General features: G+C 60.7%; 16 protein-coding genes. 8 read left to right on the forward strand and 8 right to left on the reverse strand.

What is annotated here, in order from left to right:
• Positions 1-38: 38 nt before the first annotated feature.
• Positions 39-896 (reverse strand): slipin family protein, encoded by an 858-nt coding sequence (locus E5720_RS09015; RefSeq protein ID WP_084344920.1) that lies wholly within the window; start codon positions 894-896, stop codon positions 39-41.
• A gap of 298 nt (positions 897-1,194) precedes the next feature.
• Here E5720_RS09015 and E5720_RS09020 point away from each other — a divergent pair, with 298 nt between their 5' ends.
• Together E5720_RS09020 and E5720_RS09025 are read left to right on the forward strand one after the other, a co-directional pair.
• Positions 1,195-1,665 (forward strand): universal stress protein, encoded by a 471-nt coding sequence (locus E5720_RS09020; protein WP_136170379.1) that lies wholly within the window; start codon positions 1,195-1,197, stop codon positions 1,663-1,665.
• A 40-nt stretch (positions 1,666-1,705) separates the two neighbouring features.
• Positions 1,706-2,104, forward strand: a complete 399-nt coding sequence (locus tag E5720_RS09025; RefSeq protein WP_247596239.1) for a VOC family protein — start codon at positions 1,706-1,708, stop codon at positions 2,102-2,104.
• Positions 2,105-2,165: 61 nt separating this feature from the next.
• On the opposite strand, the gene E5720_RS09030 is transcribed toward E5720_RS09025, so the two are convergent.
• From E5720_RS09030 to E5720_RS09055, 6 genes are all read right to left on the reverse strand, one after another.
• Positions 2,166-2,765: a hypothetical protein gene (locus E5720_RS09030; RefSeq protein WP_084344916.1), complete on the reverse strand. Its 600-nt coding sequence runs from the start codon at positions 2,763-2,765 to the stop codon at positions 2,166-2,168.
• 176 nt (positions 2,766-2,941) lie between these two features.
• A complete protein-coding gene (locus tag E5720_RS09035; RefSeq protein ID WP_084344914.1) occupies positions 2,942-3,730 on the reverse strand; it encodes a GAF and ANTAR domain-containing protein in 789 nt (262 codons plus the stop codon).
• Positions 3,731-3,891: 161 nt separating this feature from the next.
• Entirely contained in the window at positions 3,892-4,902 is a 1,011-nt protein-coding gene (locus E5720_RS09040; protein ID WP_136170380.1) for a zinc-dependent alcohol dehydrogenase, read from the reverse strand.
• Between the two features lie 278 nt (positions 4,903-5,180).
• Positions 5,181-6,527: an MFS transporter gene (locus E5720_RS09045; RefSeq protein WP_136170381.1), complete on the reverse strand. Its 1,347-nt coding sequence runs from the start codon at positions 6,525-6,527 to the stop codon at positions 5,181-5,183.
• Positions 6,528-6,632: 105 nt separating this feature from the next.
• The gene (locus E5720_RS22275) at positions 6,633-6,914 is read right to left on the reverse strand and encodes an MGMT family protein (protein ID WP_084344910.1); all 282 of its coding nucleotides are present in this window, start codon (positions 6,912-6,914) and stop codon (positions 6,633-6,635) included.
• On the reverse strand, positions 6,911-7,471 hold the full coding sequence (locus tag E5720_RS09055) for a DUF488 domain-containing protein (protein ID WP_136170382.1): 561 nt from the start codon (positions 7,469-7,471) through the stop codon (positions 6,911-6,913). The genes E5720_RS22275 and E5720_RS09055 overlap by 4 nt, the downstream gene beginning before the upstream one ends.
• 223 nt (positions 7,472-7,694) lie before the next feature.
• Here E5720_RS09055 and E5720_RS09060 point away from each other — a divergent pair, with 223 nt between their 5' ends.
• Entirely contained in the window at positions 7,695-7,994 is a 300-nt protein-coding gene (locus E5720_RS09060; protein ID WP_136170383.1) for a DUF4342 domain-containing protein, read from the forward strand.
• 133 nt (positions 7,995-8,127) lie between these two features.
• On the opposite strand, the gene E5720_RS09065 is transcribed toward E5720_RS09060, so the two are convergent.
• Complete coding sequence (locus E5720_RS09065; RefSeq protein WP_136170384.1) at positions 8,128-8,922, reverse strand: SDR family oxidoreductase; 795 nt, start codon at positions 8,920-8,922, stop codon at positions 8,128-8,130.
• A gap of 238 nt (positions 8,923-9,160) precedes the next feature.
• Here E5720_RS09065 and E5720_RS09070 point away from each other — a divergent pair, with 238 nt between their 5' ends.
• The 5 genes from E5720_RS09070 to E5720_RS09090 all read left to right on the forward strand — a co-directional run bounded on the left by E5720_RS09070 (position 9,161) and on the right by E5720_RS09090 (position 13,923).
• Positions 9,161-9,748 (forward strand): DUF6611 family protein, encoded by a 588-nt coding sequence (locus E5720_RS09070; protein ID WP_136170385.1) that lies wholly within the window; start codon positions 9,161-9,163, stop codon positions 9,746-9,748.
• Positions 9,749-9,796: 48 nt separating this feature from the next.
• The gene (locus tag E5720_RS09075) at positions 9,797-10,396 is read left to right on the forward strand and encodes a TetR/AcrR family transcriptional regulator (RefSeq protein ID WP_136170386.1); all 600 of its coding nucleotides are present in this window, start codon (positions 9,797-9,799) and stop codon (positions 10,394-10,396) included.
• Positions 10,397-10,460: 64 nt separating this feature from the next.
• A complete protein-coding gene (locus E5720_RS09080) occupies positions 10,461-11,984 on the forward strand; it encodes an acetyl-CoA acetyltransferase (protein WP_136170387.1) in 1,524 nt (507 codons plus the stop codon).
• Positions 11,981-12,772, forward strand: a complete 792-nt coding sequence (locus tag E5720_RS09085) for an enoyl-CoA hydratase-related protein (RefSeq protein ID WP_136170388.1) — start codon at positions 11,981-11,983, stop codon at positions 12,770-12,772. Before E5720_RS09080 ends, E5720_RS09085 begins: the two co-directional genes overlap by 4 nt.
• Positions 12,769-13,923 (forward strand): acyl-CoA dehydrogenase family protein, encoded by a 1,155-nt coding sequence (locus tag E5720_RS09090; RefSeq protein WP_136170389.1) that lies wholly within the window; start codon positions 12,769-12,771, stop codon positions 13,921-13,923. The genes E5720_RS09085 and E5720_RS09090 overlap by 4 nt, the downstream gene beginning before the upstream one ends.
• Positions 13,924-13,933: the final 10 nt, after the last annotated feature.

Raw genomic sequence — 13,933 nt, forward strand, 5'->3', positions numbered from 1 at the left:
GGTGGGTGCGGCGGCACTGAATTTGTGGGCCGTGGCGATCACCGCAAACCCTCGTCCGCGGCTTTGCGGTTCGGCACCATTGCGGTCGGCGCAGAAGAGGGAACCTGCGTCGCGGGCTCGACCGCTGCCGATCCCTCCCGTGCCAGGAAACTCCCGAGCTCGGCGATCGTCGACATCAGCGGTGCTGGGAAAACGACGGTGGTGTTCTTGTCGACGCCGAGCTCGACCAATGTCTGCAAGTTGCGTAGCTGCAACGCCAATGGATGCGCCATCATGGTGTCGGACGCGTCACCCAACGCTGCCGCAGCCAACGATTCGCCCTCGGCGGCAATGATCTTCGCGCGCTTCTCTCGCTCGGCTTCCGCTTGTCGGGCCATCGCTCGCTTCATCGTGTCGGGCAATTGGATGTCTTTGAGTTCGACCAGGGTGACCTGCACGCCCCATTCGATAGTGGTGACGTCCAGGATGGCCCGGATGTCGAGGTTGATCTTGTCGGTCTCCGACAAGGTCTCGTCCAAGGTGTGTTGGCCGACGACCTTGCGCAGCGTGGTTTGTGCGATCTGGTCGATCGCCGAGTAGACGTTCTCGATCGCGACGACCGACTTCACCGCGTCGACCACCTTGAAGTACGCCACCGCCGAGACGTCGACGCTTACGTTGTCGCGGGTGATGATGCCTTGTGACTGGATCGGCATCGTCACGATTCGCAACGAAATTCTATGCAGCACATCTACGAACGGAATGATGAATCTCAGGCCCGGTGCACGTTCTCCGATTACCCGACCCAGCCGGAAGAGCACACCGTCCTCGTACTGCTTGACGACCCGCACCGACAACGCCAGCAGCAGCAGGATCAGCGCGATGAAAATGACAACCACCACGACCAGCGCATTCATCACTGGAAACCTGAGACATGAACGAGCGCGGCATATTTACCGCAGAGCACGGGTGACCGCTCGACAGAAGAGCTGTGTGAAACCGTCATGGCGATCCAGACTTACAGACAATCAGCGACTCGTACGGGCCGCGGAGCCGAATACCCCAGCAATTCCGCGGCGGACGGCGAAATTCTTCCCGAACCAGCTGAAGTTCTCAGCACCGTCGACGCTACCCCTTTTCGGGTCCCACGTGGTCCCTGACATATCGGGACAAAAGACTCTGACGAGACGCGCAACCAACGCGCAGTATCAAAAGATGAGTACAACACCGACCAGCGGGCCCCAGACGGATCCTTCTGAATCCACAGGCCGCATCGTGGTGGGCGTCGACGGTTCACCCTCCTCGATCCTGGCACTGCAGCAAGCGCGACGGATATCGGAGGCATTGGGAATCGGCATAGATGTCATGGCTGCATGGCAGTATCCGACATACATGGGTGAGGGCTTCGCCAACGACATTCACCCCGATGAGGACGCCAAGCAAATTGTGGCCGAATCGATCGTTGCCGCATTCGGTGACGATGCACCGACTGACATCGGACAGAGTGCGGTACAAGGTGTTCCAGCCCAGGTACTGCTCGACGCCAGTCGAGTGGCAGACATGCTCGTCGTAGGAAGCCGCGGCCGTGGTGGGTTCGTCGGTCTACTGTTGGGATCGGTCAGTGCACAGTGCGCCGAGCATGCTCGATGCCCCGTGCTCGTCGTTCATTCGAGGGATCATCACTAGCGCGGGCAACGCCGGGTCCGTGCCACCCAACGTTCCTTCGGTGGCCGTCTCGTCGATGTTGATGGGGGTACTCGAGCTCGAGATCTCGACCAAGTTCTACTGCGAGGTCTTCGAATGCACCGTCGCGTTACGGGAGTCGGATGCGGCACTGTTGTTGGCACCGGATGGATTTCAGATCTACCTGTACGCGGACCGATCTCTGGTGCAACGCCCAATCGGCGCCCTCGGAGTGAAAGAGGTCATGTGGTCCACTGCAACCGAGAAAGAGCTCGAACAGGTCGGTGAACGATTGCGACAACACTATCCGTCCACGTACATTCACAGCGCCGGCGGAGTGAAGTTCCTCGACGGACGGGACCCGGATGGAAACCGAATTCTCGTTGCCTATCCGAGTCCGCTCCAACTTCCGCGCCACATCATCGCCGATCGGTTCAAATGACAGCGGCTACCTTTTCGATCCTCCAGTGCTGCATCGATTTTCATGCATCATAGTCGATCCGCTAGCATCGGGGCGGATGCCATCCGAGGGCATCACGTAGGACCCGTCGGGCAATCTCGATAGTCGGTGAGCCCGACTGCAGCGCAAGACGATGCAATTCCGCGCGTCCCTCGCAGGGTGTTCGGCCGCTCTCGATGAGCACTCCCACTGCCTGATTGATTACGCTGACCGCAGTCAGCGTCCGCTGAACATCTGTTGCAGCCGGCTCATTTTTGTCGGTGTGTCGAATACGGTCGTCTAGGACGATCGCGTCGCCGGCCAGTCCGAGTGAATAGCTCACGTCCGCAGCGAGATTGACGAAAGCACCGGCTGTCCCGGAGAGAATCACCAGTTGCGCAACGGCAGACGTCTTCGGTAAACCCGGCAGAGTGATCCGTAGAGACGAGGCAGCACCGCACGCATTGCCATCCTCCGTCGACGCCGCAACCTCGAACTGTCCACCATCGATCGTGATGGTGAGAGAAACGGAGACGACGGACGACACGGCATCGTCGATGTCGGACACCAGCCGGAGCGCCAGATGTGCGAGATCGACTGTGTCACTGTCGAGCGCTTCGGTAAGTAGGAAAAGGTCGGCCATCAACCGACGTTGTAGTTCCATCGAAAATCCAGTGCGGCCCGATCGCCTGTTCGATACTTCCAGGACCCTGCGGAGTCAAATTTCCGTTAGGGAGATGCACGTGAGAGACCAAAGTCGGACTCCAAGTCTCGGGTTCACCTGCGCCGTCGACGTTACCCTCTTTCGGTGGGCGATGCTCACAGCACCATGCGACGGACTTATTTCCGTCGAAGACGCGAACGGGCAGTCTTCATCGCCTCGGCGACCACCGTATCGGCCACCACAGCGAGCTTCTTGTGTTCGTTCTGGCTGAGCGTTCGAAGTTTTTCGTACCCTTCAGTGCCGCTGCATCCGCTTCTGCTGATCAGAATACCGATTGCCTGATCGATCACCGCTCGGCTGCTGAGAGCCTTTTCGAGCTGCTCGGTGAGTTGCACGGCGCTGGCCAACGCACGTGCGTTCTGAACCGAGACGGCGGCGGGGACTGCAAAGAGTTCGCCGAGTTCTACGGAGCGGTCGTCGAACGCATCCGGCTGATGGGCGTAGACATTCATCGCTCCGAGCACACCGGCTCGGGTGATCAACGGCAGCGACAGCACACTATGAACTCCCAGATGACCGACCTGGGGCCCGAACTCTGGCCATTGAGGATCTGCGTCGAGCGAACCGGACCGAACTGTGATGCCCTCCGAGGCGGCCGTGATGCACGGGCCTTGCCCCAGCCCGTACTGAATGCCGTCGACCACTCGCACGAAGTCCGCGCTGGCGACGATCGTTGGAGGCTTGTCCGAATGGAGAAGCGTCAGCCCTGCCCCATCGGCGCCGGGGATGGCCCGCACCGCGAACTCTGCCACGTGGGACAGCGTCTCCGACAGGGTCAACGTGCTCATCGCGAGCTTACCCAGGTCTGCCAGACTCGCTCTGAAATCGTCGTCGAGCTCGTCAGGGTATGTGTGCCGTGCACGAACAGCTACCCGCTCCGGACCACCGATGTCCTCTGCGTTCATCACGCTGCTCGATTCGTTGTGGCCACACGCGGTTTCTGCACGTGCTTGCCCTCCCGAACCCTACGGCGTCTGCACCGTCGTTATGACCTCGGCCGATGTTCTGCGAGGCGAGAAGCGCTTCGTCATTGTCCGCGTACTTCTCGAGATGGCGTCGGCCACCATCAGAACTCGAAGACCGCTCGCGCAGTCAAACGGCCGGCGAGCAGGTCGTCGAAACACTCGTTGACTTCGTCGAGCTTGCGAGACACCGCAGAGACCTTCGTCCGACCGGCCTCGTGCAAGGCGAATACTTCACGTAGATCTTTCCTGGTGCCGACGATCGAGCCGAGCACCGAGATACCACCGACCACAGTCTCGAAGATCGGCACCGGGAACACTCCATGAGCAGGCATCGACACACACACCAACCGCCCACCGCGACGGAGTGATCGGAAAGCTTGGTCGAATACCTCGGGAATCACTGCCAATACGATCGCGACATCGGCACCGCCGAGTGCGCGGATCGCTTCGACCGGGTCCGTCGACGACGAGTTGACGGTGTGGTCTGCCCCGAGTTCGGTCGCAAGTTCCAACTTCTCGTCTTCGATGTCGACTGCGGTGACGAATCCTCCGGCAATCTTGGCATATTGCACAGCCATGTGACCCAGGCCGCCGACGCCGAAGATCGCAACACGCTGAGCCGGCAACACCCCGCCGACTTTGACCGCTTTGTAGGTCGTTACCCCTGCGCAAGTCAATGGAGCGGCGTCGAAGGAGGAGATTCCATCTGGCACGCGGGTGACGTAACGGGCATCTGCCACTGCGTATTCGGCGTACGCCCCATCGATCGAGTACCCGCTGTTCTGCTGTTTCTCACACAGGGTCTCCCACCCGGATACGCAGTAATCGCACTCACCGCACGCCGAACCCAGCCACGCGATGGCGACGCGCTCGCCGATTCGATCCTCGGACACTTGTGATCCCACGGCCTCGATGAGGCCGATACCCTCGTGCCCTGGGACGAAAGGCACGGTTGGCTTGGCGGGCCAGTCACCTTTCGCAGCGTGAATGTCGGTGTGACACACTCCGCAAGTTTGAATCTTCACGAGCACCTGCTGGGGTCCCGGGATGGGGACAGGAATGTCCTGGACGACGAGGGGCGTACCGAACTCGGTAACGACAGCAGCTTTCATCCTGGGTTCCTCCGTAAATCACAAAGCAATGCCGTTCTCGACGGTCGAGCGATGCACGCTATCGATCCTCGCTGCCTCGACAACCATGCGTGCAGGGCCAGAAGTCACCACCGCCCAGGGACAATTATCAGCGCAGCAGAATATGCCGATACACGAAAGGAAGCCCCTGAACTGCGCATTTCGCAGTTCAGGGGGCCGCTCGAGTTAGTTTCATACAGAAGACTGGACGGCTGATGGCCGGTGCGTCGAACGGTAGCGTTGCCTAGCCCTATCGCAGGTCAGGTCATGCTCACTTCCTTCGTCTCGGAGAGCGCTTTCGTGCAGGCGAGGCTGAGTACCGACAAGAGCGCCAGCATGACACCGATAGCAATACTTCCGAATTGTGCCGCGAGAGGGGCGGCGAGCAACGGCGGGATTGCGCCGCCGAGAACACCGGCGAGGTTGTATCCCAGTCCGGCACCTGTGTAGCGGAATCGAGTCTGGAACAGTTCCGGAAGAAGGGCACCGGTTGGCCCATAGGCGATACCGAAGATCGTCAGCGTCACACACATGGCCACGACATACGCAATCGGGCTCCCCGTGTCGAGCAAGGGAAATAGAACGAGCGACCAAGGAATTGCCGCTGCACAAGAGGTCATGATCACTCTGCGGCGTCCGACTCGGTCGGAATACGTTGCAGATAGTGCGATCGCGATACCGAAGACCACGGCGCCTACCAAGCCTGTCCACAACACGAAGGGGCGATCGAAGCCGAGGGTCTTTGTGCCGTAACTGGTCAGATATGCGGTGCCCATGTAGAAGAGCGAGAACAGTGAAGCCAGCGCTCCGGCGGCAAGCAGAATCTCCTTCTTCTGTACGTGCCAGGCTTCGAAGATCGGAAGGGTGGTAGCACGATCAGGAGTTCGAACTTCCGCTTCTTGGTTCGCACGGAAAACCGGTGTTTCTTCGATGGCCAGTCGCATGTACAACCCGATCAGCACGAGAACTGCACTGAGAAGGAACGGTATACGCCAACCGAAGTCGAGGAAGACTGCGTTGGTGTCACCGAATACAGCCCCCGTTACGAGGAATGTCGCGCTCGAAAGAATGAATGCCGCTGACGGGCCCAGCTGCGGGAACATGGCGTAGAAGCCGCGCTTTTTCGGTGGTGCATATTCGGCAGTGAGAAGAGTTGCGCCCGCCCATTCTCCACCTACAGCGAATCCCTGCCCGAATCGCAACAGAACGAGAATTATCGGAGCCGCTATTCCGATGGTGTCAGCGCTGGGTAGCAACCCGATTACAAAAGTGGATATGCCCATCAGAAGCAGCGTCGAGATCAGCGTCTTCTTTCGGCCGATACGGTCGCCGAAGTGTCCGAAGACCACAGCTCCGACAGGCCTCGCGATGAAAGCGACCGCAAAGGTGGCGAAGGATGCGACGGTCCCCGCAGTGGCACCCAATGCTGGGAAGAAGACTGTCGGAAATACCAGTGCGGCAGCAGTTCCATAAATGAAGAAGTCATAGAACTCGATTGTGGTTCCTATGCCGCTGGCGATCGCCACCTTCCGAACACTTGTGGTGGGTGCGGCGGAACGGGTCGTCGGCCTGCGGTCGACCGCATCATCCGGTGTAATTGAGGGCATTCATTCTCCAGAGGCATCGTCAGGAAGTGTGATGTGAATCTGAAGAAAAAGCCTATGTGACCCGCGTCATAAGCACCCACCCCTGAAAAGGGGTGGAAGATCCGCCTACTTCGTTCCGACCTTGGCCATATCCACGCGGTTGCCACGGAACGGAACACCTTCCGCTTCGAGCAATGCGCGCGCTGCTCCGCCATGGCACGTCGCAGGCGCACCGTCGGCGTGAACCACCCGCCACCACGGCACACCGTCGTCGAGCAGTCCGACGGCCCGGCCCACCTGCCGGGGACCTATGCCCAGTGCGCGACCGATCTCACCGTAGGCGGCGACGTGACCCGCCGGAATCCTCACCACCACGGCTCGAACTTCCGACACCAGGTCGATGGTCATGCCTCTGCTGACTCTGGATAAGTGATCGTTTCGCCTTGTACGTGCGCGAACTCTGTCATCGATGCGAGGCGGGTCGATGAAATCGACATAATGTCGAAAACCTCCGCCCCTGCAACGATGAGCGCATCCGTTATCAACCGTCGATGACAACGCCATGGCACGGCCTCGCTGCACATGATCGCCGGGATCGACTCGTGCGCGACCCGTAGCAGCTCAGCGAGCCCGGAACGGAATTCCGCGGTCTCCATGTAGTCCGCATAGTCGCGGAATGCCTTGACCCGCCACCCTCCGTTCGGGCTCGGCACATCAACCGGTGTATATCTACGACCGCCGATATCCCGGATCCACCGGTACCCGATTTCGGCCGGCAGCGCATCCTCGATCGCGTCCTGGTTCCACTGCGGATACTTTCGCGACCCTGGAAACGAACGCACATCGACCAGCTCGGTCACCTCGTTCGCACGCAGCATCTCGAACACTTCATCAGCAGTGCGAGTGGAGTGTCCGATAGTGAATACCCGAGGCACGGCGCGTTTGCTTTCCTGGCCCTTCGTCATCGAATCCAGATTACTCGATCGACTCCAGGCCACTCATCTCATGCATCTGGACAATGTCGCCGGCCCCATTCTGCTTTGATCTCGACGACCACTCCAACGGTCACACTTTCAGCAGAAGGCAGAGGCACAAAGACCCTGAACTTCAGATGGCTCGAACAGCAGACTGATACCGGTGACCACACAAGGCCACCTCTCGCCCACCCGGAACGGAAATATACCAATCATGACCGAAAAGAATCAGGCCGACACGACTGTTACCGAATCTCCCTCTCCGGCAGACACCTTGCAGGTTCGGGGGGTTGAAATCACTGCGGCGGTGAAGAAACTGCTTCACGGTGGCAACGTCCGAAAAATTGCGGTGAAAAGTAATCAGGACCAGAGCATCATCGAGATTCCAGTCACGGCCGGCGTCGCTGTCGCCATCGTCGCACCGGTTCTCGTAGCAGTTGCTGCCATCGCTGCCGTGGTGAAGGACTGCACAATCGAGGTTCACCGCGTCGACGAAGCTGCTCTGATCGCATGACAGCGATCCGAGAACCGCTCAGAAGGACGGGAGCCCAAGTGGTTGCTGGTATCGATCGTGACTCTCTCACATCTGAGCAATCTGTAACTGCATGAGTCTCGCTGCGACTGAACCGCATTCACAGTCCGAGTGATCAGTCAGGTTGCATGCGGCGATCCTCGGCAATTGCGTGATGGCTGGTCATGCCACCGTCGACGACAAGTGTCTGTCCGGTGATGTAGCGGGACTCGTCCGAGGCCAGGAACAACATGGCGGCGGCAATGTCCTCGGGTTCACCGATGAACGGCAGGGCGTTGTGTGACCGGATCTTGTCGATGGCCTCAGCGGAAAGATTGTTCTGCAAGGCCGGGGTCATCACCGCGCCGGGGGCGATCGCATTACAACGCACTTTTTGCGCTCCGTACTCGGTGGCGACGTACTGGGTCATGCGAATGACCGCAGCCTTGGCGGTGCCGTAAGCCACTTGCACGTAGTCCCCAGCCAAGCCCCCGACGGAGGCAGTGTTGATGATCGAGCCGCCGCCGGCATCGATCAGGTGCGGCAGAGCAAGCCGGCAGCCGAGGAGCGCACTACGCACGTTCAACTGCATCGTGCGGTCGAACTCTTCCAAGTCCAACCGGAGCACGTCCAGATCCTTGCGCGGGTTACTACCGCCCACGTGATTGCACATGACGTCCAAGCGACCGAATTCCTGTACCGAGGCATTTACCAGGTCAGCGAGGGACTCCTCGTCCATCACGTCGACGGCGATTCCGATCGCGCGCCCGCCGGCTTCCTGTATCCGGGCAGCAGCATCGCTGGCCTGCTGCTGGTCCAAATCGGCGATTGTGACGGCCGCACCCTCGGCTGCGAACATTTGCGCGGCCGCCATACCGATGCCGCTTGCCCCGCCGGTAATTATCGCTGCCTTGCCCTGGAGTCTTCCCATAACGCTGCCTGCTTTCGACTAGTTTCCGAAGGTCAACTGTCGTCAATTGTCTCTGCAGCATACGACCGTCCGGCTACCTCCCGGGGCTGATAGAGCAGTCATCTCCAGCTTGATGCCGACCACATGCGGAGTTGCCATCTGCACTGCGTGTCAACGGATCATCAAGATCTTCAGCATGGGCATACAAGTCTCGTATCTTTCCGCCCAACGGTCCCACGGCGGTCGTAAACCTGACCCCATGGATGAAGAACCCGTCACGCGAGGGTCGGCAGCGGGTAACCCCCACCGCCACCCCGCTGCGACTCCGTCGGCAACACCCAGTGCCGCACGTCGCCTCTGGCGCCACCTTCTCGACGGCGAAAGAGTCTGGGGCTCGGTAGACACCTGGCACGCCCGCCACGGCATGACCCGCCACCGGCTCGTCGTTTTTCCTCCGGGCACCAACCTTGCCGAGCGTAGACGTCTGCGCGTATGGCGAGGGTGGCCCTTGTGGGGCGCGATGTTGTGGATCGTCAGCGAGGTGGTGCTGAGCAATCAGCTCGCTCCGATTCAGGCAGTCGCCGCGTCGACGACCGTCTACGTGCTCAGCGGGTACTGCGCATTCGTGATGGCAGGCACCCCGCGAACGCACATTCGGATAGAGGTAGCGATCACGATGACCGATCTACCCGACCGCGACTCCCTCGCTCGCCGCGAGAACATCGGCCAACACGCGAATCTCCTCGTCGACGCCGACAACCGTTTTGCAACACAACAGATCACCGCAGCCGAGCACGAAATGATCTGGAGCGAGGTCTACCGGCAACTGCCGGCAGGCAAGTACTGAACGTTCGATGCGAGCGAAACGCTCGTCCGCAGATGCGACAATTGGCGAATGTCTCAGGAGCGTCAGCGCGGGCCCGGTAGACCTCGGGATGCGGACATGGAGGTTCGCGTCTACGACGCGGTACTCGAGGTGTATTGGGAAACCAGTTGGCGCGGATTCACTTTCGACGCGGTTGCACGCAAGGCGAAAGTCGGTCGGGCGGCGTTGTATCGGCGTTGGGACAGCAAGGAAGACCTGTTGGTACAGGCGCTCGAGGCCCGATCTCCATTGTCGACGCCGATCGATACCGGCACGGTTCGCGATGACCTCATCGAACTTTCCGAGCAACTCACCCACGGTTACGCCGAACTGTCCGGACTGGTATCGCTACGGGTGACTCTCGATGCGATGGTCAACCCCGACCTTCTGTCGCATCTCACCGACACACTCAACCAGAGCCGCTTCGTCACCACGAGGCAGATCGTTCAGCGCGCAGTGATGCGAGGCGAGTTGCCGAGCGAGACTTCGACGACGCTACTGCTCGAACTCGTGACCGGTGCAGTGCTCACACGCGCGCTGTTCGCGCAGGCACGTGCGGATGCGGGAATGCCGGATTCGCTTCGACATTCGACACTGATCGTCGATACCGTGCTGCGCTCGCTGATCTAGCCGAACTTCCCGCTCCACCCACCCAGCATTGCAGACAATTATTGTCTGTATTAGCGTGGCGCCTATGACAGACCCCACGACAGTGCCGGTGATCATCGGCGTTGCCGATATTCGCTCGGGACGGGCCGGAGCACTCGCTTCGCCGCGGGATCCCCTGGATCTCATCTCCGAAGCAACGATCGCAGCCCTTGCCGACACCGGAATCGAGACAATCGGCTCCCGCGTGGACACGATCTACGCGGTGAAAACCGCGAGCTGGTCCTACGACGATTTACCTGGCCTGCTCGGAAAACGTATCGGCGCAGACACCCCGCAAACCTGGACCAGTTCGATCGGCGGCCACTGGCCGACGGCTCTACTCGATCGCATCGGCTCCGAGATCGCCGACCGATCCTCGTCGGTGGCGCTCTTGGTGGGCGGTGAAGCCCAAGCATCACTGAACGCGTTGATCAAGCTCGGCGCCGATCCGACCACTCGGGGCTGGCTTGCTGCGCCCGGGGGGCCACCCACCTTCACCTCGGACGACCTCGGCAGCCCCGAGATGCAACGCGCCGGGATACTCGCGCCGACCCGCGTGTACCCACTGTTCGAGAACCGGTTCAGCTACGAGATCGGCGACAGCCCCCAGCAGTCTCGTGAGTATTCGGCTCGGATGTATGCACAGTTCTCCGAACTTGCTGCCGCACACCCGTGCGCGTGGATGTGCACCGCGCGGACATCGGAAGACATCGCCACCAGCGGACCCAAGAACCGGTTGGTCAGCGACGCGTACCCACTGACGATGAATGCGATGCCGTTCGTCGATCAAGCTGCCGCAATCGTCATATGTTCACTCGCCGCTGCCCTCGAACTCGGTGTCGCGAAGGACCGCATCGTCTACCTGTGGGGCGGCGCCGGTGCAACCGAATCTGCAGACGTCCTCGCGCGCAAAGACTTCGGTCGATCGGCAGCACTGACATCCGCCGTCGACCGCACCCTGAAACAGGCCGAGGTGACAGGTAGCGACCTAGGAATCGTCGACGCCTACAGTTGCTTCCCCGTGGTGCCGAAGCTGCTGATCCAGGCTCTGGGTCTTCCGCACTCGACCGTGCCCAGCGTCCTGGGCGGTCACTCCCTTTTCGGTGGACCGCTCAACAGCTACACACTCCACGCGGTCGCCGAGGTCACCCGACTGTTGCGCAGCACCGACGTCGCCGCACCGGCACTGGTCCATGCGAACGGTGGCTATCTCACCCATCAGCACACCGTGCTGTTGTCACGCAATCCTCATCGCAACGGGTACGTCGGCGATCCGAAACCTCACGAGATACCGGCAACCGGTCCACCCATGCTCCACGGTTACGTTGGTGATGCCGATATCGTCACCGCAACAATCGATTTCGAGCGGGACGAGAGCCCTAAGTCGGCATTGATCATCGCGGTGACCGACGATGGATCACGGGTCGCAGGCCACACCGACTCGAAGGACGCCGCAGAACTGCTTCGCTACACGCAAGGCGGCGCTCGCTCGCTCGTCGGCGCGCGAATATCGATCACCGACCACGACGGCCGGGTCGCGGTCTCATTGAAAGAAGAGGTACAGCTATGACCGAAGTCGTACTCACCGAAACACGTGGTCACACAATGCTCGTGACCATCAACCGACCGGCAGCCGCCAACAGCATCAATGCCGATGTGCACCGCGGTCTCGGTGAAGCGTGGGAACTGGCGCAAGCCACCGATGAGATCCGAGTGGTGGTGCTGACCGGGGCTGGCGAGGCAACGTTCTGCGCCGGCGCAGATCTCAAGGCCCTCGGCACCTCCGGACCGGATGGGGTGACGCCGCCCGACACCGCACACTGGGGTTTCGCCGGAGTTGTCAAACACCACATCACGAAACCCATCATCGCTGCAGTCAACGGCAACGCACTCGGCGGCGGAACAGAACTCGCGCTCGCAAGCGATCTCGTTGTGGCAGCGGACACGTCGACCTTCGGGCTACCGGAAGTCAAGCGCGGTTTGATCGCAGGTGCCGGCGGAGTATTTCGACTCGTCACCGCCATCCCACGCGCGGTCGCGCTGGAACTGCTGCTCACCGGTAACGCACTGAGCGCCGAGGATGCGCTGCGTTGGGGCTTGGTCAATCGTGTGGTCCCGCAGGCCGAGGTACTGACCACCGCTCTTGCACTCGCCGAGACCATTGCCGGCGGTGCGCCGTTGGCGGTGCAAGCCAGCAAGACCGTTGCCCGCGGCATCGTCGACGGGGTAGTCCCCAGTGAGGCAGAGGGCTGGGCCCTCACCGAACAGGCCCTGGCACGGTTGAGTACTTCGGCCGACACGATGGAAGGCATCATGGCTTTCCTGGAGAAGCGTGACCCGATCTGGAGCGGAAAATGACTGCTGCACTATTGAATTCATGGGACACCGATGACCGTAAGGCATTGCGCGATCTCACCCGACAGTTCACCACCAAGCACGTCCTTCCCGATCTCGCCACCTGGGAGCGCAATGGCGAGGTTCCCCGCGAACTGCATCACACTGCGGCCACGCTGGGCCTTCTCGGGGCATCGACTCCCGAAAGTGTCGGCGGGTCGGGCGGTAATGCACTCGACATGCTGGCAATCCTCGAGGAGATCATTCTGTCCGGGGGCTCGTCGGGCCTGATCTCGGCGCTGTTCAGTCACGGGATCGCAACCCCGCATATCGTGTCCTCGGGCAACGACGATCTCATCGACCGATTCGCGCGTCCAGCGTTGGAAGGACGGATGATCGGGGCGCTGGCGATCACCGAACCGGGCGGCGGATCCGACGTCGCGAACATCTCCACCACTGCCACCCGCGATGGGGACTCCTACGTCATCAACGGCTCCAAGCTCTACATCACCTCCGGTACGCGTGCAGACTTCGTCACCACCGCTGTGCGGACCGGAGATCGTGGACACGCCGGCATCTCCCTCATCGTGGTCCCCACCACCACAACAGGATTCACCGTGTCCCGACGCCTGGAGAAGATGGGGTGGCTGTGTTCGGACACCGCCGAACTGTTCTACGACAACGTGCGCGTCCCGGCTCAGAACCTTATCGGCGACGAGGGATCGGGTTTCGGACAGATCGCCCAACAGTTCCAAGGTGAGCGACTGTCGTTGGCATTTCAGGCCGTCGCAACCGCCCGTCGATGCCTGAACCTGACCACGGAATGGGTGCGCTCACGCGAAACCTTCGGACGCCCACTGTCCACCCGCCAGGTCGTGCGCCATCGCATCGCCGAGTTGGCGACCGAAATCACTGCCGCCGAGGAGTTCTGCCGATCGGTAGCAGTGCGGTGGGTCGACGACGGAGGCATGCTCGCCGAAACAGCGATGGCCAAGAACAACGCGGTCAAAGTCTGCGACCACGCTGTCTACGAAGCCGTCCAATTATTCGGCGGACTCGGTTGCATGCGCGAGTCAGAGGTCGAACGGCACTACCGCGATGCCCGAGTCCTGGGCATCGGTGGTGGAACTACCGAAATCATGAACGAGATCATCTGCAAGATGCTCGGACTCTGAGTCACTGATC

Source organism: Rhodococcus sp. PAMC28707, from assembly GCF_004795915.1.
GTDB lineage: Bacteria > Actinomycetota > Actinomycetes > Mycobacteriales > Mycobacteriaceae > Rhodococcoides.